Consider the following 25,991-nt stretch of genomic DNA (forward strand, 5'->3'; position numbering starts at 1 on the left):
CTTATTTTTGGGTTTTAATAAAATAAACTACGCCTCCAAATAGGGCCAACATAATTAAAATAGCTACAACTGGGTTACTCCCAAAAATGCCGGCGGTTTTAGTTTGAGGTTGAAAGTTTTTATCAACTGATAAAAAATTACCGTTTTGGTCTGTTGCGCCCTCTGTTTGATAATTACCTTCATCATAACCGGCTTCATCTGTCAAATTATTATCGTTACCACCAATAAAACCTTTTGCGGTATCTAGCACTTTATCCAGAATAGAAGGCTCTCCATTTTCAACCCCTATGCGCTTAGTTTCGGCTTTGTAGCCTCTAATCTCTACCCTTTTATTTTTACGATCTACTTTAGCTTGTTTTCTGACTCTACGATCAGATTGACGTTGCTCTCTTTTAGCTACTCTTTTGGCTTTATTTTTACCGCCAAATAAGTTACTCATGTTATATTCGTCCAATTCATCAGGAAATATTTCATTGAAATACATCATCCCAACTTGGCCGGTATAGTTATCTACTTTTTGGAAATAGGTACCCGGTTGGCCAAAGTATTTACCATCTACAATACCGTTTTGGTCTATTGGAAAAAGCGGTTTTGTATTGGTTTTTTTTCTGAAAAAATTAGGGTTTGTTTTTGGTAATCCCGAATCAAAAATTTCATCTTCTAAATCTTCTAAATCGTAGTTAGAAATGTATTCTTCGTCATCATCATAAGGATTGTAAGCCGCAATAGCATTACTTACCGGTGATGATGCGGCAATATTAACAGAATTATTATCGCTTAAATCTGGAACGTTAAAAGCAGGTGTAGACGGGCCTTGTATCACTAAGTCCATAGCGGTAGGGCCTGTTTTAAACATGCTTGCGTTATCTAGTGAGGTTATAATTTGATCGGTTTTCATTTGTTAAAAATTTGGTATTACCATTTTTTTTAAGATCGTAAGCTTTTGCTCTTTCAAGCTGTAAATACATTCGCCAGGCGTGATCTTTGTTTTTCTCATTTAGCACTTGTGTAAGTGCTTTTATAGAGGCGTTTAAAGAATAACCTAAATCGGCGTAATCTTTAAATGCTTTCTCGTCTGCTAGTACTTCATCTGTTGTTTGCAACACTACATGAGCATTCTCATGCAACATCATAAACAAAATATGCTCAAACGGCATTTTTTTAGTGTGCTTTAAGCTGATATACATTACCCCGGTTTTTCTGTTTACCGATGCAGGTGTTTTACCTAAATCTGGCACATGTACCACCTCTGTAATTCCGTTTATCATTTGCTTTTAAAAAGAACAATTAAAAAAGTAAGCACAACAAATCCCGATAGGGTAAGAAATAGCGTTTTATTAATTCCTAAAATTCTATCTGATTCTAAATCTGGTTTACCTGTACCTAAAGCCATGGCTTTTTTAGGGTTTAATACCTTTAAAGTCCTATCTAGTGTATCAATTCCACCGTTTATAATGTCAAAAAGTTTAGGCTTATTAGTTCCTTTTACCTCAACGGTAGTGTAGTTAGATACCGGCAAAGCTTGGTTTCCGTAAACTTGCAAAAGCAGGTTTAAGTTGCGGGCTGTAGGCTCCATGCCAAAACCGTAAGCTTTAAACAACTGAGCAACACTATTCGGGTGTTGCTCAGTTAGTGTTTTTATATTTTCCATGTGGTTTGTTACATGGTTTGGGTTACATTCCTAAAGAAGCTTTTGCTTTTGCAGCTTTTTTACGCAATCCTTTTGCTTGGTTTACGCTTGCGCCGATGAAGAAAATAAATGACACCGTTGCACCTGGTAATATTGGGTACGCAATTCTGGTTTCATCATCCATGTAAAACTCTTCGGTGATGGTCAAAATCTTTTCGTTGTTGTTCATTTCAGAGGCGTAAGTACCTGTAGAAATTACTTTTTCTCCTTTACCCTCAAACGGTGATTCGCTTTTTATGATCATTGACTGATCTAATTGCGGCAAATTGCTTGAGGTTAATTTAAAGCCAGAAATTAACGTTGGTTTCTTTTGGATGTATGCGTTAAACAAAGCAATTGTTCCGGTGCTACCAGAGCTTGCTGTTAAACCTGCATCGCCGTTAACATCATTAAATGCACCGTCTGCAATTAAACCGGGTTTGTTTGCTATTAAGCCAGGGCATAATAAAGCAGTACGGGCGGCAATTGCATTGTTGGTGATGGTAACAATGTAGGGTCTAAGGTTTCTTAATGCTTGTGAAAAACTTGTTGCGCTACCTGAAAAGTGCATCAAATCATCTTGATCTTCTTCAAAGCGTACCATGCCACCATCGTAATTTGATAAATGACGGGCTTCTGCTTCTAATTCTTTTACTGATTTTAACTGTCTGTTGTTCATGACGTTTTTGTGAATGGTTACTAATTTGATTTTTTAGGGATTTTGATTAGAAGTGACCGATTGAATCATGACCGACATAGTTAGAAACTGTACCGTCTGCATTGGTTACTTTTTTGGTTAGCCACTTATTCAAAAAGAATACGATAACCGCTGCGGCTACTATAGTGACTAATTGCTTTTGATCGATGTACTTAAACATGAGTTTTCAATTTTTTTTAGTTGATTAATGGATCAAATGTGTATCAACTACGAAAACAGGGTTCCGCTTTTGGACGTTTAGTGACGTTAACGGTAACAATTAGACGTTAATAGCTTTAAAAGGAAAGAATTTGAGGTACAAAAAAAGCCCCGGCGTTTCACAACGGCAGGGCTGGGGGATGTGTGGGTTTAAATGTTTTATTTGTTTTCGGTTAATTTTAGATGATCTGCATACGCAAGACATATCAAACTTAAACTTACTTGAAAAGACTCTTTTTCATCCACATGATCACGAATATTTAATTTTTTATCAGGAGAGAATATTTTTATTAGTTCCTCATCTGTTTTTATTTCATCACTAATCATTAAAATTGCTTTTCTAGCGTCTTTAATAGTAACCTGAATGTTAATTTGTAAAGTATCTTCCATTTTATTTATTTGTTTTCGGTTAAATTATTACTCGGGTTTACCTAATTGGTTAAAAATTTGTTCTACCTGGTGAGGCGTAAATGTGCGGCCGTTGCTGTTTTGTAAATTGCTAAAAGGTAAAAGCCATTTTTTAAATGTTTTCCTAGATACCCCGTACATTGTATAGAGTTCTTTTAAAGTATAAGCCATAATTTTAACCTCCTTACTCATTAAACAAATGTTTCTACGGTTTCTTTATAGTATGGGCTTGGGTTAGCCATTACGTTTTTCCATGCTTTTAATACGTTTTCGTAGTTTGGAATGCGGTTTTTGTTTGCTCCATCTTCAAAAACCTCATGTGTTTTACCAATAATTACATAACTGGTCATTTCCCAAAACTGCCTTGGAATACGTCTAATACTATGGAAGGTGAATATTAAATCGCAACCCATCATTCTATGATCTGTTAAAAAGGTTTTAACCCCTTTTGATAGGTTGCTATTAATATATTTGGTGCAATCTTCAAAAATTACTAATCCGTTTCTAAACGTTTTCGCAATAAATTCTAATGTTTCTTCATCAGGTGTACCTACTATTTTAACCCTGCCATTTGTAAGGTATTTAAGATCTTTTAATTGAATCTCTTTAATGCAATTATAAGCCGCCGAACCGTTTACATCAATAATTAGCACCTTTGATGCTTTTGGGTATTTTAAAGCGATACGGCAAAGCTCTGTACTTTTACCGGTGGCTTTACTGGCAACCATTATGGTAGTATGATGAATATCTCTACCAGCCATTTTAATAATTACGGGTTTTAAACCTGCTTACATATAAATTATTAGAATTTTTAGGCTTCATCATTACAGAATGCCCGGCGTTTTTCCAATTATTTTTAACCGTTTCCAATTCCGATCCGGTTAAAGAACCTTGAAAACAGTATTCCTTACCAAAAATTATTTCTACTTTTTTAGGCTCCTTTGTTGCTGTCTTTTGATTTTCCATTATTACTGTGATTTAAATATTTGAAAACGTTTAATATGGCTCTAAATCTGTTGCTTATGTTAATACTAATGAGGTGTAAATACTCTTTTAAATCTTGATGCCTATTTCTGTTATCGTTATTTATTTTAAACAACATAAAAGTGTTTACTATAAGCAATATGTTAATGAGCAGGTAAAAGGATATTAGCATTGTTTACGGCGTTTTAATTTAGCTTTCTTAGAAAACCTTAAGCGGTTACTTTTTTTGATTCTGGAGCAGCTATTCATAAACCTAAACGGGTATTTAGGCCTCATAAAAGAAAAAGGCTTTGGGACGCTGTTTTCTTGGTCTGGATTTGTTATTGTGTAGGTGATTTTCTTTTCTAAGCTACCATAAGCATCTAAATTATCATCATCAGGAAAAATGATTTTCAACCTACTTGCAAAATAGTAACCAAATGCTACTACCATACCAAAAGAAATGTAAATTATAGCTAACAAAAGGCCTTGTTTCATTTTAATCTATTGAGTTAAAAAGTGTAAATCTTTTTGCGGTTACATCTCCAAAAGCTAATAATAACCCTGTTAACGGTGTCATTTTCATATTTGTAACCTTTACATATCTAGTTGTTCCATCTACCAAACGGCGGGTTTCATCACTTGTAAATGGTATTTTATCAACTACAGTTAGGTATTTTAAATAGCGGTTTAAAAGCTTCTTTTCGGGGCTGTTTTCGTGGTAAAGGGTTGCACCGGTGGTATCTATACTATCTAAAATTTCTGATTCTTTAGCGGTAAACAGTTTTGATTTTAAAAGCATAGGGATCCCGAATGATTGCAAGCCGTCTAAGCATCCAACTATAGATTCGGCGGTATCTCTAGGGTTTAGATATAATGTTTCCTGACTGTATTCGGTGTCATCAATTGGAGTGCCTTTTTCGGTAACCTCGTTTTCATCAATAACTTTATCTGGAAAATCAAATTCGGGATCTGGATTTTCTGTATCTGGAAAATCAAATACCGGTTGTGTTGAACCTACTTCAACTTCTTGAGATAGAATATTAGCTATATCTATGGTTTCGGGCTGTTGAACCTCTATTTTTTTAATCTTTGCCATCTGGAGCGTATTTTTCTATAATGGGTAACACGTGTTTAAACTGATCTAATGTTTTTTCATCCTTAGTTAAACTCATGATGATGCCTGGGAGCTTAAGCATGTTAATTTTACCCGAAAACAAGCCCGAAAACGTTTTAAAAACACCTACCAGTTGCCCAACTTCATTTTTCAGATCGGCGTTTTGTTGGATTAATGCTTTTAGGTTTTCACGATTAATTAATACGTTTTCGTCTATTATTGGAGTAAAAATTGTTTCTTCAGTACCTTGTAGTTCTGTTTTTTCTTCTTGTCCTTCCATTACTTACTAAATTGAGAGCGTTTTTTAATAGGAACAACTGTTTTCATATCTATAGAAACATTTTTACGGCCATCGTGAAAAGGTGTGTCTAATGTTATATTACCAACGTTTCCGTATGATCTATACATCCCGGTAAATATGCCAACACCGAAAACGGTATCTACTTTATCTCTTATTTGAAATCTATTCATCTTATTACTTTGTTTTAAATGAGCTTAAAAAATCGTTTTCAATATGTTTTAGGAGATCAAGCGCAAGGCGAACAATATCATAATTGCTGTTTTCGGCTAATCCAAGCTGTTTTTTACGGGCGGCAATGGCTTTATTTATTTTCTCAAATTCGGCTTCGGTAGATCGGCCGGTAAACTGTTTATTTTTTGGGTTTTCGGCTTTTAAATGTTGGTTTCGGGGTTTTACGGGTTGAAGTGGAGCAACCGGGGCACCAATTAAGCCGTCCGGTTGCGTTGGGGTTTCCGCTTCTATTAAGGGCTTTTCTTCCGATGGGCCTAAAATTTCGTTATCAGTCATTTAAAATAATACCTTGTTTGAAGTACCAAATATGAACCTTAATTACTTGATATTCAATAGATTTTACCGAAAGATGTTTCCGAAAGATTTTATATTACTGCCACAGAATAAGAAGTTTTGCCACAATTGAAATTTATTTTGTGGCAAATTTTGTGGCATTTATTTTTTTGTGTTAACTGCTTGATTTTTAGTTACACTATGTTAATTATTTTAAGTTATAGTATAAAAGAAAAAGATAAAAGCCACAATGCCACAAAATATTTATAAAAAAAAGTTTTTTATAAAAAAATCCGCTTCTTTTTTCTTTAAAAGCTGGAAAAATTTTTCGGTCTCTCCCTCCTGAAAGGGCGAAAAAGTGCAGGTACTCAACTCAAAAAAGTTGAGTAAAAACGGCGTTTAAAGCTTGTGGGAATGGTTTTTAATTCCTATTTTTAAGTTCTAATTTGGGATATTACACCCCTAATAAATAGGTATATAGCCGCCGCAAATAATCTGATATTTCCTGAAATGAGTAGAATAAGGCGTTCGGCTGAAAAGGCCGAACAATTAACCCCCAACCCCTAAAGGGGAGTTTGTGCATTGTAAATGATTTGCGCCTGGGTGGTTAAATTTGCGTATTGGCTAATAGCGCAAATGATTTACAAAGCCTGGGCGGCTCTGCTTTGCCCTTAAGCCCTAAATGGGAATAAGATTAGCTTTAAAAAAGAAAAGCCCGGGATTAGTGGGCTTTTGGTGTGTATTCATAAAAATTCCCCTCGCACATTTCGGAAATTTCATTTTCGCTGAAGGGCGCAAAATGAAACGTTCCGATAACAGTCAACTTACGCAAGATGCCAACTTGCAAAACGTATGAGGGCATCCAGCGTAAGTTTTTATGTTATGTGCAAATTTCATACAGTGCATCATCGACAACTTGCCATAATTTTTTAGTGGTTTCATCTTCATCATTATTTAGCATATATCCCCAGACAACAGAATGAAAAACATTCAATCTATCTTGAGTAATTTTATTTAATGGAATACCGCCTTTTAAATCAACCATCACATAATATGCCCTGATAATTTTTCGAACTATTCGTTTGTCGAATACCGTTTTACCTAATTCATCAAACATTTTTTGTAAGCAATCGCTGAATTGTGCGGACAATAAATCTGCACAATTCAGCACATTACCAATAGGCGGGGTTTTCGTCTCCGCTTGACGCTTTTGTGGTTTATTTGAGTTCATACCCTCTGTACTAAAAAATCGTTAAAATCTCCGTAACCTTTAAAAATGTACCTGCAATCTTTCGTTTTATCGGGCATTTGTGCAATTGTTTTGTTTCCGCCTTTGTCATTATCACCAAAGAAAAAACATTCGGTGTAGGGGCTAAAATCAACAAAGGGAATCATTGCGGACCCGTTTAAAATTATTGCGGTGTTTGTTGGCTGTTTGCCCCAATAGGTAACGGCGGAAAGAAAATCCATAAAGCCCTCAAAAACTGAAACGCTGCTATGCCCTGGGTTTATAGTGGTGTACCATTTAGGGGCGGTTGCTATTTTTGAATAACTACTTCTTAAATCAAAACCGCCTTTATCATTTTTAAAACCTACGGCGTATTGCTTTTTATTTGGATTGTTGCTAAAATGAAAATGTACTTCGTTTAGGTATTGAAAACAAAGGGCTACGTTTATTTTTCGCTCATAATGCAAATAGTCCTCCAGGTGCAAATTTTTAAGTTCTGAAATTGAATCAATAATTAAATCGTTTTGGGTTTCTTCTTTGGTTTTTACCTGGGCTAAACTTAAACCGGAAAGCTTTTCTATTGCGGTGTGAAAATCAACTCTTTCTAATTCCTGCACTAGCATGATAATATCACCGCCTTTTTGGTATGAGTAATCAAAAAACGTGTTCTTATTCTCGTTTACAATTAATGAAGCTGTTCTATCATCGGTAAAGGGGCTATTAAAGAAAGAATTTTTACTTGTGCTTCGTTTTAAATCTTGTGTTACATTTCGGCTTTTTAAATATTCCGAAATGGATTTTTCTTTTACTTGGGTGATGATTTCGGGGTTTATCATTGGTTTAAATTTTCAAGTTTAGAAATTGCTTTAAATATTTCAAATGCAACCTGAGGAACTATTGCATTTCCTCCGCCTTTAATAGATTCGTTTCTCCACTTAGAAAAGGTAATTCCGTCCAATTGGGAGGAAATCCCATCATTTCCATTACAAACCGGGGATTGAGTTGGGAAGTTTGCCCATTCCTCATTAAATAACCTGGTACTGTATCTCTGTTTATTTGAGATTTTGGAAGTTTTGAATTGTTCCCGTCTTGAGCTGCAGGTGTTAGATAAAACTCGTTTCTTTTCACCATTCTTGTAATAGAGTTTTGATGATCTGATTTGCTGCCCTTCTCCGCTTCTGTAGCTGTTGGAGTTGGTAAAAGTCGGCTCATCGCTAGGTCCTGTAAAGAGGAAGTGTAAGTTTTTCCACTCGGCCTGATCTTCTGTTTTCCACTCACTAATTCTGCACCTCCTTGCATTACTGTCGGAGTAGGCAACAAACCATATTCTATCTCGTCTGTGAGGTGCATTTTTGGCACAAGCTGGAAGTATAAACGCTTGTACTTCGTACCCTTCAGTTTCCAGGTTAGTTTGCACCTCATTGAAAACCAATCCCCCGTTCCAACTAACAAGGCCGCCAACGTTTTCGCCCACAACGTAGGTTGGTTGAATTTCTCGTATTGCTCTAAGCATCTCTGGCCATAAATGGCGCTCATCTTCTTTACCTTTTCGCTTTCCGGCAACGCTGTAAGGCTGGCAAGGGAAACCTCCGGTAAGAATGTCAATTGTTCCTCGGTGAATAGAGAAATCTGTTTTTTTGATGTCATCATAACTTATTGCATTAGGCCAGTAATATTTTAAAATCTTTTGTCCAAACTTGTTCCACTCACAATGAAATACATTTTCCCAACCCATTTCTTGAGCTGCTAAATCAAAACCTCCAATTCCGGAAAATAGAGAACCATGTTTCATATATCCAAAGCCTCCAAACTTTCTGTTTTATTATTATTAACTCTAAACTTTTTAATTTCTTCAATTGTGCAATAGTTGAAATACTGTTCTATGTGCTGCCAGGTGTAAAAATCTTCTATTTTAAAGGTGTATAAACGCCCCCTTTTTGGCTCGAAATTGTGTGCAATACAATCAAACCCCGTTACTGGGCTTTCTTCTTTTGAGGGTTGAGAAACTCGTATATCCTTATCATTTCGCATTTTAAAAGTGTCTTCTAGCCTTTCAGAAACGGCGGCCCTTCTAAACTTGTATCCGGCTGCACCTCCGTTTAAAATATCTAGTATTTCTGAACTAGTATAATAAAGCGTGTGAAACCTATACTCGTAAAACTTGTCTTTAAAAATCATTCTAATTTCTTTCTCAAGCCAATCTTGCGAGCTTTGGCGTACTTTCTTTAAAGCATCGTTAACCAATAAATCCGGCGCAAAATAAAGTCGGTTTTTAAAGGGGTGTAAAACTTTACGGTTTTTTAGGTAGTTTAAAAAAGCGGGAATTTCTTTTATCAGTTCTTGCCTTAATAGTGGGTTTTCTGTACCTGGTTTGTACGGGTTTACTCGGTTAATCCAAAAGCGGTTTTCGTCATCATCTATCTGAATAAAATTGCTCTCATTGTTAGAAGTCATTACAAATTTGGCGACAAATGGAATTTCTCGGCGGCCAGAATATAAACCTCTAATTTTTGCAACTTCATCCGTAATACGTGATTTTATGGTTTCCATTATCAATTTTTTATCGATAAAGGATTCATCAACACCAATAATTAACTTAGAAATATAATCATCATTAAAAGTGTCGTTAAAATCGTTATTACCTACAATGGTGGCGTTTTCCTTATAAATATCTCTAAGCCAAAAAAGGAAAGTAGATTTACCGGTGTTTTTCTCTTTTGAAACTAAACAAATGGCCGGTAGTTTTTGCGTTGGTTCCTGGTAAATAATAGTTAACCAATCTAAAGCCAGTTGATAATTTGTAAAACCACTAGATAAAATTGCTTCTCCAAAAATATGCTTTAAAAAAGCTTCGGTTTTTGGAAATTCACCTACTTCTAGCTTGTGATCTAATGGATAATAAAGGTTATAGCAATTTTCAATTTCTTGTTTGTATAGCTCGGTTTTATTTTCGGGAACATTACAAAATGAAAAATATTTTGGTATGGTATTAAAAAAATTCTTGATGCCTAAACCTATTACATAATCTCTTTGAATTTCTCCACTTTTCCAGCCTTCTAATTTTCGCATTAAAACGCCTTTAGAATTTGGAACGTAAATAATTCTCAAAAAATCGCATCCCACACGCATATAATTATCACTATCAGCATGTTTGGTAAGCATTAAACCCTCGTGTACTTTATCCCATTTGTATTTACCTCTAAGAAATGTAAATTCTTTTTCTTCTATTAAATAGCGGTATTTACTGTAAAAATCTGCCGGTACACCTTTTAAAAAATTGATATGAAGAAATGATTTGATTTTTGATAGATTTTCGATACTTAAATTGATAGTTTCAAAATAAGATTTGGCAGTTGTTAAGCGGTTTAAATCTTCTATTATTTGTTCTTCAGTTCCTTTTTTATAATTGAATAAATCGTCTAATCCTTTAACATCATTATTTAAAAGCCTTTCACGTATTACCGATAAATAAACAGATTTAACCTTTTCTTTGGCTAAAAGCCTAAATTTTGAAATTGCATTGAAATAAGAATATAGGTTTTGGGCTAAATCTTTGTCGGGTTCTTCTTCAAAATCCCATGTTAAAGAAAATAGATCTGCATCTAGGATTAAAGTAATATTTTGGACCTCTAATTCTTCAATAATTTGAACTAAATCCGGGTGTAATTCTTCGCCCTGGGCAAAAGCATATTTGTTTGATATACCTATGCAATGTAAACCGTTAACATCTGCTGAAACGGCTTTAAATTCGCCAATTGTAATATAAAGCGTTTCAATTGGTGTTTTATCGGTGTATGCTTTTAAAACGTTTGGAGGAAAAAATAAGAAATTACCTTTTTGAGATTGAAAATAATTGTAATCTTTTCCGGCTTCCGGGTTCATCCGGGTTTTAGTCATCGCAATATCTTGGTTTAGGGTAGGATATTGAATTTCTATGTTTCCGGTTTTGGTTTCTTTGAAGTATGGATTTTTACCAAAGCTTAATTTTGGAGTAATACCCAAAGAATTTAAACGGGTTTGAAAATAGCTTTCCATTATCTGCGGTTTTTCCGAAGATTCATTTTCTTTTGTAGTCATGTTCTAAGGGGTTAAAAGCTCGTTTTGGTTAATTTTTAGGTACTCAACAACATTAAAGAAAAGGTCTGAACTCATGCTTTTACCGCTTCCGTATGGCAGGTTTATGTATTTTTCTAATGTGCGAAGCGTTACGCCGGTAGCTAAACACATTTTATACTGATTTTCAGAGTATGATCCCGGGGCTTTTTTAAGATGTTCGCCAATGGTATATTTTTTTTTATGGTTGGTAGTTTTGCACATAAATTAAGAGGCTTTTAAAATTTGTTGAATACCTGGTTCAATGTTGATTTGCTTAATGTCTAAATATTGTGGCCGCCACTCAAAAAGCATATAAGAGAAGATTGAGTTTTCTATGTCGATGTTTTTATCAGCATATAAATGTTTGAGCATTTTACGCCCGTCCGTTTGATTTAAACCCATATCTAAGCGAAACAAAGGTTCTGATATGTCGGAAAATTTAAAGTGCTTTATATAAACACAAACGCATTCGCCAAAAATTTCATCGTTAATTTCAATATCGTAAGCGTGGTTTAATTGAAATTTCACTTCGTCTTTTAACCTGATTGTAGACCAATTTTTGCAGATCAATTTTAAATTCCAGTTATGGCAGAATTTTATTTTTTTGTTGCTCATGATTCTATGAATTTTAGATCATCGAATTTTACTGATACATTTATTCTTCTAAAAAATCGTATAGACGTAGTAAAAGTTGTTTTTCTGATTGTTAATATCCCAAGATATTCCTCATTTTTAGTACACAAACAATCAATCTCATGATTGTAACGAGCTAGCGTACAAAAAGAACTGGGAATTTCAAATATATGTCCAGCTAAAAATTTTTCTTTATTTGTCATGATGTTATTCTTTTTAAGCACTCATTTAATTCGTTAACTCTCATTTTTAACTCCATTAAATAATCTGAATGAAATCTACTTCTATGTATTTCTGGTATTTGCTCTAAGGCGTTTTTTGCATTAGTAAACATTTCCAATTGCTGTTTAATAGTTAGTGTTTCCATTCTATAATAGTTTGATAAACATTTTCTTTTTCGGTAATCAGTAATCGCATATCGGTATTAAAAAGCGCCAATTTTACCGGGCATAAGGTTTTTTTAATGATGCTTTCTAAATCGGCTATTTTCTTAATGGTAAGGTAATAGCGGTTTTGTAGGGCGGCATGTTCTTCTTCTGTCATGTGCTTGGTGTAGGTTGGCATCATTTGTAAAAATGGTTCAATAGAATAATCGGGGCTTTTAAGAAAAGAATCAATATGCTTTTCGGCATTAGCTTTTCCTTTGGTGAAAAATGAAATTTTGGTTTCCAGTTCCATAAAATCAAAACCTGTTTGGGCGAAAGGCTTTTTGTTTTGCGCCTCTTTAATTTCTTTGATGCAGATAGAACGGAATAGCAGGTTACTGTCTAAATTCCATTCTGGGACTGTTAGGTTGTGCATAGCTTATTAAATTAAATTGTCTGATTCATTTACTAAGAAATGTTGCATCGCATTTTTTAAAGCTTCTAAAGCTTCTTTATGGCTATGTATAGAATTTACATTTACCTCTATAGTTATTTTTCTAATGTGAGGGCCTGCATTTTTGTACCTGAGTACCGCTTTATTTTTTGTAATAATTGGTTTATGGTTTAAATCTCTTTCTAACCATGTTTGAACTTTTTTAATTTCTTGATTTTCCATTTTTTTTAGGGGTTAAATTGTAAAGTATATTGTATACTAAATTGTTACAGTTTAAGGAGCGACTAATGTATTTTTACTCTCGTCTTCATTTAAAAGAGTTTGGATTGAAGGCGTTTCAATCTTAAAATTTTGTAGCCCGCCGCTTTCTAGTGAAAACATTTTCTCTAGCATGATTACTTTTTCATAAGGGATATCTTGAATATCGTTTAACTGGATATTTCTATAATTTGAAAAAGTGGCCGGACTTACATTTATTTTTTTAGGAATTATTACAGATGCTTTTCTGTGCAATTTGATGGGTAAATTTTCCATCATTTCATTGATGCGGTATTTATAACTTTTCATAAAATTTTTTATAGTTTTACTAATATTTTAAATTGTTATATAATATTTTATATGCAATTATAAATATTTTATATAATACGAACCAAATAAATATATAATAAATTATATAATAAAATCATAAATCATTGATAATCAATTAAATTATTTTATACATGGACTTAAAGAAAATTATTGATGAGATTTTAAAGCAGCAGGATAAACCGCTTAGTTGGTTGGCTTTAGAAATGGAAAAAACCTACGCTGGTTTTAGACTTTCCTTATCTAATGAAACTTTAAAGTATAGTGATATAAAAAAAATGGCAGAAATATTAAATGTACCTGTTAGCTTATTCTTTGATGTAAATAATACTCAAAAAATAAAAGGTAATTATAACAGTCAAATCAGCAATTCAATTGTTAGCGAAAGCGAAGCGAAATATAAGATTGAAAACGAATATTTAAAACAACAGATTACGGATAAAGAAGAAATTATTAAACTTTTAAAAAATAAATAAATATGAAAAGAAATTACATTCTACCAATCCTAATTGCAGGGACATTATTAACTCAAAGTTGTGCAACAATTTTCACCGGAAATAAAACTGGAGTTCGCATTCCAAACGGAACGCCGGAAGGTGCAAAAATATTTGTTAATGGTAAGTATGAAAAAACAGCTCCAGAAACGGTTCAAATTCCAAAAGCAGCTTTAAAAAATGGTTCTATTATTACTATAAAAGCTGATGGGTACCAAAACACCGAAATTAAAATTAATAGAAAAGTACAGATAGGCATGGTAGCATTAGATATTGTTACGGGTGGTATTTGGCTAATTGTAGATTTTATTACCGGAAACATTTATACAGCTACGCCTGATAGGGTTAAGTACGAACTAGAAAAGAAAGAAAGCAATGGATCAGTTACAACTCAATAAAAAATTAGATGCTATTGAAGCACAACAAGGCCCGGGCGTTTTTAAAGATATGTATAGGGATTTGGTTAACAATATAGCCTCCATAGATCGTATTACCGGTGATGAGCTTTTAAAGAAAATAGAAGGTGATTTAGAAGAAATGTTTCCTAATTAATTTTTCATATTCAATTAACTAGCTGATAGTTAATTGAATATATAGTTTGATATTTTACGGCGCTGGGTACAATTAAAAACCGCTTTCATTAAATATGGAAGCGGTTTTTTGTTTTTTAAATGTTTCAAGATTTTGTTGAATGGAACTTTTGGCTAAAATGTTTCTTAATTTTTTTTAAATAGAGCTTTTAAGTTAAGACGCTATCAATACTACCAAACTGGTTCAACTAACATATAAATAATATAAAGGGTGTTTAATCAGACAACGTTGTTAATAACCTCTATAATGACATGTTTTTACCCCAATAAGGGTCTTATTTTGCTCTACAATTAAAATTTAAACTACAATTTTTTAACATTCATCTTATTTACAATAAGCATTAGCCGCTTGTATGCTCAAAATTTAGCCTTAGCAAATTTGTTTAATGATGGTATGGTTCTACAGCAAGGAATTTCGTGTCCATTATGGGGTTATGCAGCTAAAAATCAGATTATAGAAATTAAAATCAATAACAAAACTGTAACAACTAAATCAGATGATGAAGGAAAATGGCTTGTTAAATTACCTGTTTTTAAGGCTGGAGGGCCTTATACATTAACGATTGAAGCTGCTGAGAAGATCACCGTTGAAAACGTAATGTTTGGGGAGGTATGGCTTGCATCTGGACAATCTAATATGAATTTTAGTATTGATAGGCCTATTTTAAACTATAAAGAAGTAGCTGATGAAGCTAATTATCCAATGATTAGGATGCTAACCATAGAGCCATCAGTGAGTAGCTATCCATTAGATAAAGCTAAAACTAAAGGTTGGGTGGTATGTAGTCCGCAAACGGTAGAGAAATTCTCGGCTGTAGCCTACTTTTTTGCCCGTAAACTACATCAAGAAAAACAAGTTGCTGTAGGTATTATTCATTCTTCTTACAGTGGTTCGCCGGCAGAATCTTGGTTGAGTAAAGATATGTTGTCCACCGATTCTATATTTAAAAAGCAAATAGACTTATTACAGAATGAGAGAGAAAACTGGGCCGAATTGCAAGAACAAGAAAAGGAAATCTCTATCCAGTATAATGAACTGGTGAAAACGGCAAGTAATGGTTTAGATTCAGGTTTTCATCAATTAAAATACATTGATAAACATTGGAAAAAGGCTAATTTTCCTATAACTGCTGCTAAATTAAAGCTTCCTGGTTACAGGTTAATTTGGCTTAGAAAAGTGTTTTATCTTAATGATGAACCAAAAAACGATTATGAAATCTGTTTAGGAGAAATAAAAATGCGAGACAGAACTTATGTAAATGGAGTTTTGGTGGGTGAAGTAGATAAAGAGCAAGAGAGAATTTATACCATCCCTAAAACGGTTTTAAAGAAGGGAGAAAATGTGATTGCTATTCGTTGGTTGTCTGAATGGAGTTATGGTAGAGTAGGCGACAGCAATCAAAAGCCTGTGATTAAAAATCTGAATTCGGGTGAAGAAATTTCTTTATTGGGCGAATGGAAATATAACGCATCAGTAGAACCTGAATTAAGACCAGCAAACTCTTATCATAGAAATCCAACCGCAATTTTTAATGCGATGATCGCACCTATTGCAACTTATGGGATTAAGGGGATGTTGTGGTATCAAGGAGAAAGTAATGCAGGAAAAGCAAATCAATACGCTAGATTAATTCAATTGATGATTAAAGACTGGCGAAACAGATGGGGGCAAGGCGATATTCCATTTTTTATAGTGCAATTGCCAAATTACGAAGAAGGAGGAATGGCTTGGGTGAGATTAAGAGAGGCTCAGGCTAATATTGCTAAAAATAATAAAAACACCTTTTTGGTAACCACCATTGATGTTGGCGACCCTAATGATTTGCATCCAAAAAATAAATTACCAATTGGAGAAAGACTTTATAATGCTGCGGCTAAATACACTTACAAAGATAAGGTTATTGCTGATGGGCCGATCTTGAAAAAAACTTACCTAAAAAATGGTGCTTTATGGTTAGAGTTTTCAAATGCAGCTGGACTTTCTGTAGGAGGAAAGGGTTTAGGTGGCGCTTTTATGGTGGCTGGCGAAGATCAAAAGTTTGTGAAAGCAAATGCAGTTATCTTTAAAAACAAAGTGAAGTTGGAAAGTGAAATAGTTAAGCCTATTGCTGTTCGATACAATTGGGAGGCTAATCCTTCTGCGTATCTGTACAATAATGCGGGCCTACCTGCTGCTCCATTTAGAACAGATAATTGGGAATATTAAACCTCAAAATCTTAAATTTATTCGTTTTCTAGTATCTTTTTTATCATTTCACTTTTTGCTTAAACCTCATTAGAAGTTGAGCAAGTTGCTTTTATTAGTTTCAATAAACTACAACTAAGAATAGCTTTTAGACTCTAATTTTAAAATTTGATAGTTCTTATATAATTCAATATGTTTGAACAAAATTGACCAATTTTTAATTCCTAATGCAGTTTAAAAAAGCTATAATTTTTAGTGCTTTTATCATTTATCAAGTCATTGGTATTGCATCCCTATTTGCTCAAAATCAAATTAAATTTAATCATCTAAGTGTAGAAGAAGGGCTTTCTAGCAGTTCTGTTTTATCAATCACACAAGACCAAACAGGCTTTATTTGGTTTGGCTGTAGTTATGGTCTTAACAAGTACGATGGTAAAAATTTTAAGATCTATCATTTCAGTCCTGATAATAATAAAAGTTTATCATCAGACAATAGGATAAAAGTATATAAAGGAGTTAACCAAAAAATTTGGGTACTATCTTTCGCAGGATTAGATACCTATAATCAACAATTAGATAATTTTGATAGAGTTTTAAAGGCAGAAGGCTTAAAATGCTTTTATCAGGAGCAAAATGGGAAAATATGGTTAGGAACTGAAACCGGATTAATTTATTCTAATGGGAATAAGAATTATACTTTTAAATCTTTCCCATTACTTAAAAATAATGTTGGATTAGCTATTAACTGCATATTTCAAGATAAAGACAATAAATTATGGATAGGCTCTAATAAAGGATTGTTTTGCATTGATAGTGGAAAAGCTGTTCGTATAAAGGTAGTAAATGGTGTAAATGTTAGCACTATTATTCAAGATGCTAATCAGAATTTGTGGTTAGGCACTATTGGTAAAGGAATACTTGTTTTTAATCCAAAATCTAGCACAGTTATTAAAAAACTAAATCAAGATGTTAATACTTCTGAAAGCCTTGCTAGCAATGATGTTTTTAAAATTATTAATACCAAATCTGGCGATTTATGGGTAGGCACTCAAACTGGTTTATCTGTTGTAAATCCTCAAACTTTTAAAGTAAAAACCTATAAAAACGTTCCGTCTGATATCAATAGCCTAAACCATAATTCTATTTATGATGTTTTTGAAGATATAAATGGTTCTATTTGGATAGGTACTTACTTTGGCGGAATTAACGTTGTTCATCAAGCTTCCACACCTTTTAAAGTTTTATCTGCTGGTGATAATCCCAAAAGTCTTAACATCAACGTCATCAGCACTATTTATCAAGATGAGTTTAATGATGTTTGGGTAGGTACAGAAAACTCGGGTTTAAATCATCTAGATAAAAAGCTTAATAAAATTAGTGTATTCAGAAATTCTGTAAACAATCCCAATTCACTTTCTTATAATCACGTTAAGGGTATCATTAAAGATGATAAAGGCAGATTTTGGGTAGCCACTTATAAAGGAGGGCTCAACCTTTTTAACCCAAAAAACCAAACATTTACCAGTTTTAAAACCAACCCTAAAGACAATACAACCATTGAGGCCAATAACATTTATTCTATTTTACAAGACAGTAAAAAGCGGTTTTGGATAGGTACAGAAGAAGGTTTAAACTTGTTTTACCCAGAGGCTGGCAAGTTTAAAAGGAGCGATGTTATTGAAAGAGAGTTTAAGATTAAGGGTGGTTTTGTGATGAATTTGTTTGAAGATTCTCGAAAAAATTTATTCGTTTCCAATAACTTAGGATTGTTTGTTTTAGAAGCAAATACCAGCCAATTTAAGCATATCCCATATTTTTCTAAGGCAAATTTAACCAATTACAGAATTAATTATTTTTTTGAAGATTCTAAAAAGCAAATTTGGATAGCCAACTATCAAGGTGGAATCACGAAGTTTGATTATAAGAAGCAAACTTTTAAAACCTACAATACCAATCAAGGATTGCCTAGTAATGATGTATTAGCTGTTTTAGAAGATAATAACGGGATGCTTTGGTTAAGTACAAGCAACGGTTTATCTAAGTTTGATGTAGCTAAAGAAGTATTTAATAATTACGATCAAAAAGATGGTTTACCTGGTAATGAATTTAACAGAGCCTCCTGCTTAAAATTAAGAAACGGAGAATTGCTTTTTGGAAATTACAAAGGTTTGGTGAGCTTTAATCCTAATGATATCAAAGAAAATTTATTTGCTCCTGCGGTATTATTAACAGATTTAAAACTTTTTAATAAAACTGTTAAAATAAACGATGAAGACAATTTGCTTAAACAAAGTATAGCTTTTACCAAAGAGTTAGTTTTTGATTATGATCAAAATAGTTTTACCCTAGAATTTGCGGCACTTAATTACATACAATCTGATAAAAATAGATATGCTTATAAATTAGAAGGCTTTGATAAGGATTGGCAATATGGCACCAATTCTTTTGCTACTTATGCTAATTTGCTACCTGGTAAATATAAATTTTTGGTAAAGGCGGCCAATAATAATGGTGTTTGGACAACTAGCGTTAAAGCCTTAGATATTAAAGTTTTGAGTCCGCCTTGGATATCATGGTGGGCCTATTTAATTTACCTTTCGGTAGGTTTTATAGTTGCTGTTTTAATTGTGAGATACATCAAAATTAAAACCATACTTAAACAAGAAGAGGAGATTCATCAGCTTAAGCTTGATTTCTTTACCAATATTTCTCATGAAATTAGAACGCCGTTAACCTTAATAAAAGCACCTGTAGAAGAGCTTATTTTAAATCAAAATCAAGATAAGCAACAAAAAGAGTCATTAATTCAAGTTAAAAATAACACCGATAGGCTGTTAAGATTAGTGAATGAGTTGATGGATTTTAGAAAGGCCGAAACAGGTAAATTAGATTTAGAAGTACAAAATCAGAATATTATAGATTTCTTAAATGATATATGCCAGTCTTTTAACATTCTAGCCAATAAGAAAAATATAACATTCAAGTTTAATCATCAAGTAGAAGAGTTGAATATTTATTTTGATAGGAATCAATTAGAAAAGGTATTCTTTAATTTATTGTCTAACGCCTTTAAATTTACTCCAGAAGGAGGGGTGATAAACGTTGAAGTAAAAGAAACGGCCTCTCATTGTATTGTAGAAGTTTCAGATAATGGTTGTGGTATTCCAGAAACTGACCATAAAAACCTTTACAGGAGGTTTTTTCAGTCGAGTCTTAAACAAGCAGAAATGCCTGGAAGTGGTATTGGCTTGGCATTTTCTAAAAGCATTATAGAGCTGCATAAAGGAATAATTAGCTTTACCAGTAAGTTGGCAGAAAATGGGGCCAATGGCTACACCGTTTTTAGTGTAAGTTTATTAAAGGGAAATCAGCATTTTGATAAAATTAATTTAAAGCGAGGTAAGGAACAAGGAAACTACAGGTTAGTAGATGATTTTGACTTATTAGATGATCCATCAGTTGATGATGAACAAGAGCAAACCGAAACACAAATTTTGGTGATTGAGGATAATGATGAGATCAGAGAATTTATTAAAAACTCACTTCAAAAAACCTATAAAGTAGAAACCGCAAAAGACGGAACAGAAGGTTTAGAAAAAGCCTTTGAAACTTTGCCAGATTTAATTATTAGCGATGTTAAAATGCCAGGTAAAGATGGTTTGGAGATATGTAAAATACTTAAATCTGATGAAAGAACTAGTCATATCCCAATAATACTGCTTACTGCAAGAACCACAATGGTTCATCAATTGGCAGGCTTAGAAAACGGTGCTGATGTTTATTTAACAAAACCTTTTAGCTTGTACATGCTAAAGCTTAATATTAAAAACTTAATGTCAAGTAGAATGGCGATGCGTGAACGTTTTAGTCAAGAAATGATGCTAAAACCAAGCAATGTAATTGTAAACACCACCGATGAAAAGTTTTTGAAAAGAATCATAAAAATTGTAGAAGATCATATGGATGATTCTGAGTTTGATGTAGAGCAATTGATAACAGAAGTTGGAATGAGTAAGCGAGTACTTTACAAGAAATTATCTTCTTTAACAAATATGACCGCTGCTGATTTTGTTCGCTCTATTAGATTAAATAAAGCAGTCATGCTTTTGGAAAACGGAGGATTCAATGTTTCTGAAGTGGCTTTTGCTGTTGGATTCAACGATCCAAAATATTTCACCAAATCATTCAAAAAACAGTTTGGTAAGTCACCCAGAGAATATCAAAATGGAATGAGTCAATAATTTTATTTCCATCAAAACGAACATAAGGAACCATATTTTACCCTTATCAGGCTCTTTTTTTACTCCCTAGGCAAACTTCAAATTTGCACTTTTGAATACCAATTAATTCAAACCAATTAATGAAGTTTAGCTAAGCATTTAAAATAATCTGTTTTACGCCGCTTTTTTGCTTGGTTTCTAATAAATCAAAATTAAATGAATAAAAAACTTAAGCTGTCTTTAGCATTTTTATTGACTACTTCAATTGCTTATTCGCAAAAAGCTGTAGAATCTAAATTATTTGCAGCCTATAGGGCTGATAAGTCTAAATCGGTATTACCAGATTTTTCTTATGCAGGTTATAAAACCGGTGAGCTAGCGATTCCCAATGTAAAGCACAAGATTTTTAACGTAACTGATTTTGGTGCAGTAGCAAATGATAATGTATCAGACAAAGTTGCAATTGAGGCAGCAATTGCTGCTGCTAAAGCTAACGGTTCTGGAATTATTCTATTTCCTGCCGGAAGGTTTTTGATTAATGAAGATAGCGATGTTAAAAAAAGCATACAGATAAATGCTAGTAACATAGTTTTTAGAGGTACTGGGATAGGAGCGGGAGGAACAGAGATTTACATGAAAAATACTTTAATTCCTGCTAACCCTAATCAAATGTGGACTACCCCTAAGATGTTTGTAGTGGGTAAGGGAGCTGGAAATATTACCATAGGTAAAATCACTGAAAGCTCAAATATTGGTGATTTCAATATTAAACTAAGTTCAACAAAATCTTTAAAGGCTGGTGATTGGTTACTATTAAGCATGAACAGCAATGATCAGGCATTAATAGATGATGATGTTGCAAACCGTTTATTAGATACAGCTTGGGCGTTAACCAAAGAAGGTGTAGAATTAAAAATATATCATCAGGTTAAAAGTGTGAATAGTAACTCAGTTACTTTAGTACAACCCATTACCTACGCCATACACCCTAAACATAGTTGGACAGTTTCTAAAGTAAACAATGCTACACAAGAAGTAGGTTTTGAAAACATTACTTTCTCTGGGAATTGGCAAGAGCCTTTTGTTCATCATCAATCTTGGGTGCATGATAGCGGTTGGAGCATGTTTGTTTTTAACAACACTTTTAATTCTTGGATGAAAAATTGCAGATTTAACGATTTAAGTGCCGCGGCAGTAGTAAATTCAGGGGCAAACATAAGTTTTTTAAGTTGCGAGATTACAGGTAACCCAGGTCACGAGGCTATTTCAAATACTGGTGGTACAAATATTTTAATTGCCAATGTTAAGGATAAAGCATCGCAATGGCATTCTTTTGGAGTAGCCAATGCTTCTATGAACACTGTAATATTAAACGCCGAATACCCTTCAACAACTTGTTTCGAAAGTCATTCTTCTCAACCTAGAAATACTCTACTAGATAATGTTAAAGGTGGGTTTATGAACGGACATGGTGGAGGTGCTAAACAAAACATGCCCAACCATTTAAAGAATTTGGTAATGTGGAATTATGAACAAACCAATGAAGGAAAAAAAGATTTTGAGTTTTGGCCTTCAAACCCTTGGTTTTGGCGCATACCAGATCCTATAATTGCCGGTTTTACAGGAACAACTACTTTTAAAAGCAATCAAATACATCATCAATCAGAGGTAACGTATTCAAAGGTATCGCCTAATTCTTTATATGAGGCACAGTTAACCTTTCGTTTAGGTAAATTACCTAGCTGGTTAAAAGAACTGAAATAACTGATTATCCCTTTCTAATTTTTAAAGCCTCAATTTAATTGGGGCTTTTTTTGTGGAATGGTTTTGCACTAAAAACACCCCATTTTGGGCTTCAAAATTACCCTATACATGTGTTAAACCCTAGTAATTTAGTATCATAAAATAAACCAATTACTGGTATGAAACTTAAAAATTGCCCTTTGGGTATTTAAAATCATATCAAAGTATTTATAAACCAATTTAACGCTAATAATAAATTATTGAGAAAACTAAATCTTTGTTGTTTTTTAAGTGCTTGGCCATTCTGTTTTAAGTTGTGGGCAGTAGAGAAAAAATCAAAATGTGAAGTCATAGTTTTAGAACTAGTATCAAGATTAATTTGATATGCTTCGCTTAAGAGTTAGTAGTTAATGATTTAACAAAAGTGTTTTTATTCTATAATCAATATGATAAAATATTTACTCCTTTGCATCACTTCATTTTTCGTTGTTTTTACACAAGCTCAAACAGTTATAAACTCTACTTTATACGCAGATTATAACATAGATAAAACCACTTCTATTTTACCTGATTTTTCATACGTAGGCTACCACAATGGTAACGATGCTATTCCAACCGTTAATCATACAGTTTTTAATGTGACTAATTACGGTGCTATAGCTGATGATAATTTATCAGACCGAGCAGCCATTGAGGCAGCTATTGCAGCAGCTAGAACAAATGGATCTGGAATTATCTTTTTTCCTCCGGGTAGGTTTAGAATTAATGAAGTGGGAGATTCAGACACTCAATCCATTCTTATTAATGGGAGCAATATTGTTTTTAGAGGAAGTGGATCGGGGCCTGGTGGTACCGAATTGTTTATTTCTAGAACCATGCAACCTACAGATCCTGATGTACTGTATTCTACAGTAAAAATGTTTAATACTACATCAGCAGGTTCTAATGCCTTAGCTGGTACCATTACCACCGCTGCAAACATTGGCGATTTTAATATTACTTTAACTTCTAAAGGGGCTTTGGCAGTTGGCGATAGAATTATATTGACTATGCTGAGTACCGACCCAGCTTTGCTAACATATGAAATCGGAACAAAAGCAACTTCTTCAAGTTGGGACATTACTACTAGAGGGGTAGAGGTAAAAGTTTATCATAGAATTAAAAGCATCAGTGGTAATACCCTAACGCTATATGAGCCAATTACTTATCCTATTAATCCAACCCACAATTGGTCGGTAAGTAGATTTGCCGCTATTTCAGAAATTGGATTTGAAGACATTGCATTTGTAGGTAATTGGAAAACTAGCTTTGTGCATCATAGGTCTTGGCAAGATGATTCTGGCTATAGTATGATGAATCTATCGAGAGTGTTTGATAGCTGGATACGTAGATGTAGGTTTACTGATGTAAATGTAGCTTTAGTAATATCATCAGGTGGAAATATTACCGTACAAGATTGCGAAGTAACCGGCACTGGCGGGCATGAAGCCATCTTAAACAACGGAGCTACCAATGTTTTGATTAGTAATGTAGAAGATAAAGCTGGGCAATGGCATTCGGTTGGTGTAGCAGAAACTTCTATGAATACCGTACTTTATAATGTTACTTATCCCTCAACTACTTCATTTGAGTGCCATGCATCGCAACCAAGAAATACCTTATTAGACAATGTAACTGGCGGTTTATTAACGAATAGAGGAGGGGGAGCTACTGGAAATTTACCCAATCATTTAAGAAATTTTATATTCTGGAATTTTACACAAACAAATACTGCTGCCTCTAATTTTACTTTTTGGCCTAGTTCAGTCAGTGCGAGTAGTATAAGAATTCCAAACCCTATTATTGTTGGTTTTAAATCAAGTTCTGGTACTCCAACCTTTACCTCTAGTACAATTCACCCAAACTCTGAAGCGATTGGTGCAAGTGTTTATCCAGAATCTTTATATCAAGCGCAACTTAACTTAAGACTTTCAGAAAATAACAATCAAATATTCCCTAACGAACCTTGGGCAACCAAAACCGATTGGAGTTATTCGTTTGGAACGCAAACCGGTACTTTTACCAATACTGTGGGGACTACCGGGGTTTCATCTCTTACAAATAGTACCAATACAGGCTTTTTGCCGCTTGCAACAAATGCCAATACAGGTGTTTACATCAGAAGTTCCGGAAACATGATGTTCAGTTTAACTGGTGCTCAAGGTTTAAACATAAACACCTCAACTGCTGGTACTTTATCTCGTTATTCGGCATATGATATTAACTCGGCAACTCCTGTAGCTAAATTTTCTTTCGATATAGATTTTAGCGCTTCTGGTTTGGCCGATGCCGGTAATTATGTTTTTGCAGTAGGTAATAATAAGAATAAGTTATTTACCCATGCTTTTAGTGGTTCTGTTTTTAGAAGTAATGATGAAGTTTTTATGGCTATGCGTTTTCTTCCAAACACTTCGGCAAGTTCTACTGCTATAAATTTAGAATATAGAGTGGGTAGTGACGCAAGTACCACAACTACTCATACCACTCTCAGTTCAACTACTTTTGTAAAAGGTGGAAGTTACCACGTGGATGTTTACTGCAATAACTCGGGAGTTTCTAAAACCTATACAAAAGGAACTATTGTTTACACTTTACCTAATAATACTTTTCACTTATGGGTAAATAGTGTTAAAGTGGGTGGAGATTTCCCAAGATCTATAGAGGTAGATGGTGCAGCGGGTTTAAGTGCAGGTAATTCTATCGCTTTAAGCAATGGCTCACCTTTAAATTCGTTTCAATTTGCTTCTAATAATGGTAATGTCAATTCATCAGGTAATATTACTTTAAAAGCTCCATCGATAACTTACTTAGTAGAAAATACAACTCCAGTGTCTTTGGTTTCTTTTGATGCTTATAGATATGCTAATACTACTCGTTTAAATTGGAGCACAGCATCAGAAAGCAACAATAAACATTTTGAACTTTATCGAGCTGTAAACGACAATAACTTTAGCTTGATAGCCAAAGTTGATGGTGCAGGAAATTCTACAGAAAGAAGGTTTTATTCTTATACCGATCCTGAGAAATATGCAGGAACAGGTTATTATAAACTAAAACAAGTAGATTTTGATGGTACAAGCGAACTTTTTGACATTATCAGATCAGTTAGGTCAGAAATTGCTGAAAAAGATTTAACCTTATATGAGGCCAATAATTACATCTACGGAAGCTATTTAGCTAAGAAAGAAGGTACTGCAAAATTAGCAGTTTACGATATGACCGGTAGAGTACTTTTTAACGCAGATGTTCAATTAATTGAAGGCTTAAATAAGATTGAAGTTCTTTTAATAAGCCTTCAAAAAGGTGTTTACATTGCTGTATTTAGTGATGGTACAACCATAGAAAAACTCAAGTTTGTAAAATAAACTCATTTTAAAAAAGTGTGTAGGCGATAAAATCTACACACTTTTTTACTTCTATTACCTTTGAATTAAACCAAAGATTTTTATTTTATATTAAACCAATTTTAAACTGTTTCAGTT

30 protein-coding genes are annotated in these 25,991 nt (G+C 33.7%); 7 read left to right on the forward strand and 23 right to left on the reverse strand.

All coding sequences use genetic code 11. The features are described 5' to 3' along the window. Position 1: 1 nt before the first annotated feature. The 23 genes from FA046_RS12290 to FA046_RS12395 form a co-directional block, all read right to left on the reverse strand. Positions 2-898, reverse strand: coding sequence for a hypothetical protein (locus FA046_RS12290; protein WP_136826815.1), 897 nt, complete (start codon positions 896-898; stop codon positions 2-4). Beyond that, positions 864-1,268, reverse strand: a complete 405-nt coding sequence (locus FA046_RS12295) for a hypothetical protein (RefSeq protein WP_136826816.1) — start codon at positions 1,266-1,268, stop codon at positions 864-866. The genes FA046_RS12290 and FA046_RS12295 overlap by 35 nt, the downstream gene beginning before the upstream one ends. Then, a complete protein-coding gene (locus tag FA046_RS12300) occupies positions 1,265-1,651 on the reverse strand; it encodes a hypothetical protein (protein ID WP_136826817.1) in 387 nt (128 codons plus the stop codon). Before FA046_RS12300 ends, FA046_RS12295 begins: the two co-directional genes overlap by 4 nt. Before the next feature lie 22 nt (positions 1,652-1,673). Continuing rightward, positions 1,674-2,348 (reverse strand): hypothetical protein, encoded by a 675-nt coding sequence (locus FA046_RS12305; protein WP_136826818.1) that lies wholly within the window; start codon positions 2,346-2,348, stop codon positions 1,674-1,676. Between the two features lie 396 nt (positions 2,349-2,744). Then, entirely contained in the window at positions 2,745-2,975 is a 231-nt protein-coding gene (locus FA046_RS12310; protein ID WP_136826819.1) for a hypothetical protein, read from the reverse strand. Positions 2,976-3,002: 27 nt separating this feature from the next. Continuing rightward, complete coding sequence (locus FA046_RS12315) at positions 3,003-3,185, reverse strand: DUF4248 domain-containing protein (protein WP_136826820.1); 183 nt, start codon at positions 3,183-3,185, stop codon at positions 3,003-3,005. Further along, entirely contained in the window at positions 3,185-3,754 is a 570-nt protein-coding gene (locus tag FA046_RS12320; protein WP_136826821.1) for a hypothetical protein, read from the reverse strand. The genes FA046_RS12315 and FA046_RS12320 overlap by 1 nt, the downstream gene beginning before the upstream one ends. A 1-nt stretch (position 3,755) precedes the next feature. After that, the gene (locus FA046_RS12325) at positions 3,756-3,959 is read right to left on the reverse strand and encodes a hypothetical protein (protein WP_136826822.1); all 204 of its coding nucleotides are present in this window, start codon (positions 3,957-3,959) and stop codon (positions 3,756-3,758) included. A 183-nt stretch (positions 3,960-4,142) separates the two neighbouring features. Further along, positions 4,143-4,454 carry a hypothetical protein gene (locus FA046_RS12330; protein WP_136826823.1) on the reverse strand — a complete coding sequence of 104 codons (312 nt, stop codon included), beginning with the start codon at positions 4,452-4,454 and terminating at the stop codon, positions 4,143-4,145. Between the two features lies 1 nt (position 4,455). Further along, positions 4,456-5,055, reverse strand: coding sequence for a hypothetical protein (locus FA046_RS12335; RefSeq protein ID WP_136826824.1), 600 nt, complete (start codon positions 5,053-5,055; stop codon positions 4,456-4,458). After that, positions 5,042-5,353, reverse strand: coding sequence for a hypothetical protein (locus FA046_RS12340; protein WP_136826825.1), 312 nt, complete (start codon positions 5,351-5,353; stop codon positions 5,042-5,044). Before FA046_RS12340 ends, FA046_RS12335 begins: the two co-directional genes overlap by 14 nt. After that, the gene (locus FA046_RS12345; protein WP_136826826.1) at positions 5,353-5,544 is read right to left on the reverse strand and encodes a hypothetical protein; all 192 of its coding nucleotides are present in this window, start codon (positions 5,542-5,544) and stop codon (positions 5,353-5,355) included. Before FA046_RS12345 ends, FA046_RS12340 begins: the two co-directional genes overlap by 1 nt. Positions 5,545-5,548: 4 nt before the next feature. Further along, positions 5,549-5,881, reverse strand: coding sequence for a hypothetical protein (locus tag FA046_RS12350; RefSeq protein ID WP_136826827.1), 333 nt, complete (start codon positions 5,879-5,881; stop codon positions 5,549-5,551). Positions 5,882-6,758: 877 nt separating this feature from the next. Beyond that, complete coding sequence (locus tag FA046_RS12355; protein ID WP_136826828.1) at positions 6,759-7,109, reverse strand: hypothetical protein; 351 nt, start codon at positions 7,107-7,109, stop codon at positions 6,759-6,761. Continuing rightward, a complete protein-coding gene (locus FA046_RS12360) occupies positions 7,106-7,942 on the reverse strand; it encodes a CHC2 zinc finger domain-containing protein (RefSeq protein ID WP_136826829.1) in 837 nt (278 codons plus the stop codon). The genes FA046_RS12355 and FA046_RS12360 overlap by 4 nt, the downstream gene beginning before the upstream one ends. Further along, positions 7,939-8,898 carry a DNA cytosine methyltransferase gene (locus FA046_RS12365; RefSeq protein ID WP_136826830.1) on the reverse strand — a complete coding sequence of 320 codons (960 nt, stop codon included), beginning with the start codon at positions 8,896-8,898 and terminating at the stop codon, positions 7,939-7,941. Before FA046_RS12365 ends, FA046_RS12360 begins: the two co-directional genes overlap by 4 nt. After that, on the reverse strand, positions 8,895-11,183 hold the full coding sequence (locus tag FA046_RS12370) for a primase-helicase family protein (RefSeq protein ID WP_136826831.1): 2,289 nt from the start codon (positions 11,181-11,183) through the stop codon (positions 8,895-8,897). The genes FA046_RS12365 and FA046_RS12370 overlap by 4 nt, the downstream gene beginning before the upstream one ends. A 3-nt stretch (positions 11,184-11,186) precedes the next feature. Then, a complete protein-coding gene (locus FA046_RS12375) occupies positions 11,187-11,423 on the reverse strand; it encodes a hypothetical protein (RefSeq protein ID WP_136826832.1) in 237 nt (78 codons plus the stop codon). Positions 11,424-11,426: 3 nt separating this feature from the next. Further along, complete coding sequence (locus FA046_RS12380; RefSeq protein WP_136826833.1) at positions 11,427-11,816, reverse strand: hypothetical protein; 390 nt, start codon at positions 11,814-11,816, stop codon at positions 11,427-11,429. 217 nt (positions 11,817-12,033) lie between these two features. Then, positions 12,034-12,201: a hypothetical protein gene (locus tag FA046_RS17290; protein WP_169303364.1), complete on the reverse strand. Its 168-nt coding sequence runs from the start codon at positions 12,199-12,201 to the stop codon at positions 12,034-12,036. Further along, positions 12,189-12,635, reverse strand: a complete 447-nt coding sequence (locus tag FA046_RS12385; protein WP_136826834.1) for a hypothetical protein — start codon at positions 12,633-12,635, stop codon at positions 12,189-12,191. Before FA046_RS12385 ends, FA046_RS17290 begins: the two co-directional genes overlap by 13 nt. Before the next feature lie 6 nt (positions 12,636-12,641). Next, entirely contained in the window at positions 12,642-12,875 is a 234-nt protein-coding gene (locus FA046_RS12390; RefSeq protein WP_136826835.1) for a hypothetical protein, read from the reverse strand. Positions 12,876-12,926: 51 nt separating this feature from the next. Further along, entirely contained in the window at positions 12,927-13,220 is a 294-nt protein-coding gene (locus FA046_RS12395; protein WP_205943649.1) for a hypothetical protein, read from the reverse strand. Between the two features lie 152 nt (positions 13,221-13,372). On the opposite strand from FA046_RS12395, the gene FA046_RS12400 reads away from it, so the two are divergent. The 7 genes from FA046_RS12400 to FA046_RS12425 all read left to right on the forward strand — a co-directional run bounded on the left by FA046_RS12400 (position 13,373) and on the right by FA046_RS12425 (position 25,874). Continuing rightward, on the forward strand, positions 13,373-13,714 hold the full coding sequence (locus FA046_RS12400) for a hypothetical protein (protein WP_136826836.1): 342 nt from the start codon (positions 13,373-13,375) through the stop codon (positions 13,712-13,714). A gap of 2 nt (positions 13,715-13,716) precedes the next feature. Then, complete coding sequence (locus tag FA046_RS12405) at positions 13,717-14,130, forward strand: hypothetical protein (RefSeq protein ID WP_136826837.1); 414 nt, start codon at positions 13,717-13,719, stop codon at positions 14,128-14,130. After that, positions 14,108-14,284 carry a hypothetical protein gene (locus tag FA046_RS17295; RefSeq protein WP_169303365.1) on the forward strand — a complete coding sequence of 59 codons (177 nt, stop codon included), beginning with the start codon at positions 14,108-14,110 and terminating at the stop codon, positions 14,282-14,284. Before FA046_RS12405 ends, FA046_RS17295 begins: the two co-directional genes overlap by 23 nt. 387 nt (positions 14,285-14,671) lie before the next feature. Further along, positions 14,672-16,528 (forward strand): sialate O-acetylesterase, encoded by a 1,857-nt coding sequence (locus FA046_RS12410; RefSeq protein ID WP_136826838.1) that lies wholly within the window; start codon positions 14,672-14,674, stop codon positions 16,526-16,528. A gap of 206 nt (positions 16,529-16,734) precedes the next feature. Next, positions 16,735-20,748 (forward strand): hybrid sensor histidine kinase/response regulator transcription factor, encoded by a 4,014-nt coding sequence (locus tag FA046_RS12415; protein WP_136826839.1) that lies wholly within the window; start codon positions 16,735-16,737, stop codon positions 20,746-20,748. A 195-nt stretch (positions 20,749-20,943) separates the two neighbouring features. Continuing rightward, positions 20,944-22,491 (forward strand): DUF4955 domain-containing protein, encoded by a 1,548-nt coding sequence (locus tag FA046_RS12420; protein WP_136826840.1) that lies wholly within the window; start codon positions 20,944-20,946, stop codon positions 22,489-22,491. 425 nt (positions 22,492-22,916) lie between these two features. Next, complete coding sequence (locus FA046_RS12425) at positions 22,917-25,874, forward strand: DUF4955 domain-containing protein (RefSeq protein ID WP_136826841.1); 2,958 nt, start codon at positions 22,917-22,919, stop codon at positions 25,872-25,874. Positions 25,875-25,991 lie beyond the last annotated feature (117 nt).

Origin of the sequence: Pedobacter cryophilus, assembly GCF_005116455.1 — a bacterium.
Taxonomy (GTDB): domain Bacteria; phylum Bacteroidota; class Bacteroidia; order Sphingobacteriales; family Sphingobacteriaceae; genus Pseudopedobacter; species Pseudopedobacter cryophilum.

Coding starts and splice junctions, on each gene's coding strand:
- FA046_RS12290 (WP_136826815.1), bottom strand. CDS start 898: ATGAAAACCGATCAAATTATAACCTCACTAGATAACGCAAGCATGTTT.
- FA046_RS12295 (WP_136826816.1), bottom strand. CDS start 1,268: ATGATAAACGGAATTACAGAGGTGGTACATGTGCCAGATTTAGGTAAA.
- FA046_RS12300 (WP_136826817.1), bottom strand. CDS start 1,651: ATGGAAAATATAAAAACACTAACTGAGCAACACCCGAATAGTGTTGCT.
- FA046_RS12305 (WP_136826818.1), bottom strand. CDS start 2,348: ATGAACAACAGACAGTTAAAATCAGTAAAAGAATTAGAAGCAGAAGCC.
- FA046_RS12310 (WP_136826819.1), bottom strand. CDS start 2,975: ATGGAAGATACTTTACAAATTAACATTCAGGTTACTATTAAAGACGCT.
- FA046_RS12315 (WP_136826820.1), bottom strand. CDS start 3,185: ATGAGTAAGGAGGTTAAAATTATGGCTTATACTTTAAAAGAACTCTAT.
- FA046_RS12320 (WP_136826821.1), bottom strand. CDS start 3,754: ATGGCTGGTAGAGATATTCATCATACTACCATAATGGTTGCCAGTAAA.
- FA046_RS12325 (WP_136826822.1), bottom strand. CDS start 3,959: ATGGAAAATCAAAAGACAGCAACAAAGGAGCCTAAAAAAGTAGAAATA.
- FA046_RS12330 (WP_136826823.1), bottom strand. CDS start 4,454: ATGAAACAAGGCCTTTTGTTAGCTATAATTTACATTTCTTTTGGTATG.
- FA046_RS12335 (WP_136826824.1), bottom strand. CDS start 5,055: ATGGCAAAGATTAAAAAAATAGAGGTTCAACAGCCCGAAACCATAGAT.
- FA046_RS12340 (WP_136826825.1), bottom strand. CDS start 5,353: ATGGAAGGACAAGAAGAAAAAACAGAACTACAAGGTACTGAAGAAACA.
- FA046_RS12345 (WP_136826826.1), bottom strand. CDS start 5,544: ATGAATAGATTTCAAATAAGAGATAAAGTAGATACCGTTTTCGGTGTT.
- FA046_RS12350 (WP_136826827.1), bottom strand. CDS start 5,881: ATGACTGATAACGAAATTTTAGGCCCATCGGAAGAAAAGCCCTTAATA.
- FA046_RS12355 (WP_136826828.1), bottom strand. CDS start 7,109: ATGAACTCAAATAAACCACAAAAGCGTCAAGCGGAGACGAAAACCCCG.
- FA046_RS12360 (WP_136826829.1), bottom strand. CDS start 7,942: ATGATAAACCCCGAAATCATCACCCAAGTAAAAGAAAAATCCATTTCG.
- FA046_RS12365 (WP_136826830.1), bottom strand. CDS start 8,898: ATGAAACATGGTTCTCTATTTTCCGGAATTGGAGGTTTTGATTTAGCA.
- FA046_RS12370 (WP_136826831.1), bottom strand. CDS start 11,183: ATGACTACAAAAGAAAATGAATCTTCGGAAAAACCGCAGATAATGGAA.
- FA046_RS12375 (WP_136826832.1), bottom strand. CDS start 11,423: ATGTGCAAAACTACCAACCATAAAAAAAAATATACCATTGGCGAACAT.
- FA046_RS12380 (WP_136826833.1), bottom strand. CDS start 11,816: ATGAGCAACAAAAAAATAAAATTCTGCCATAACTGGAATTTAAAATTG.
- FA046_RS17290 (WP_169303364.1), bottom strand. CDS start 12,201: ATGGAAACACTAACTATTAAACAGCAATTGGAAATGTTTACTAATGCA.
- FA046_RS12385 (WP_136826834.1), bottom strand. CDS start 12,635: ATGCACAACCTAACAGTCCCAGAATGGAATTTAGACAGTAACCTGCTA.
- FA046_RS12390 (WP_136826835.1), bottom strand. CDS start 12,875: ATGGAAAATCAAGAAATTAAAAAAGTTCAAACATGGTTAGAAAGAGAT.
- FA046_RS12395 (WP_205943649.1), bottom strand. CDS start 13,220: ATGAAAAGTTATAAATACCGCATCAATGAAATGATGGAAAATTTACCC.
- FA046_RS12400 (WP_136826836.1), top strand. CDS start 13,373: ATGGACTTAAAGAAAATTATTGATGAGATTTTAAAGCAGCAGGATAAA.
- FA046_RS12405 (WP_136826837.1), top strand. CDS start 13,717: ATGAAAAGAAATTACATTCTACCAATCCTAATTGCAGGGACATTATTA.
- FA046_RS17295 (WP_169303365.1), top strand. CDS start 14,108: ATGGATCAGTTACAACTCAATAAAAAATTAGATGCTATTGAAGCACAA.
- FA046_RS12415 (WP_136826839.1), top strand. CDS start 16,735: ATGCAGTTTAAAAAAGCTATAATTTTTAGTGCTTTTATCATTTATCAA.
- FA046_RS12420 (WP_136826840.1), top strand. CDS start 20,944: ATGAATAAAAAACTTAAGCTGTCTTTAGCATTTTTATTGACTACTTCA.
- FA046_RS12425 (WP_136826841.1), top strand. CDS start 22,917: ATGATAAAATATTTACTCCTTTGCATCACTTCATTTTTCGTTGTTTTT.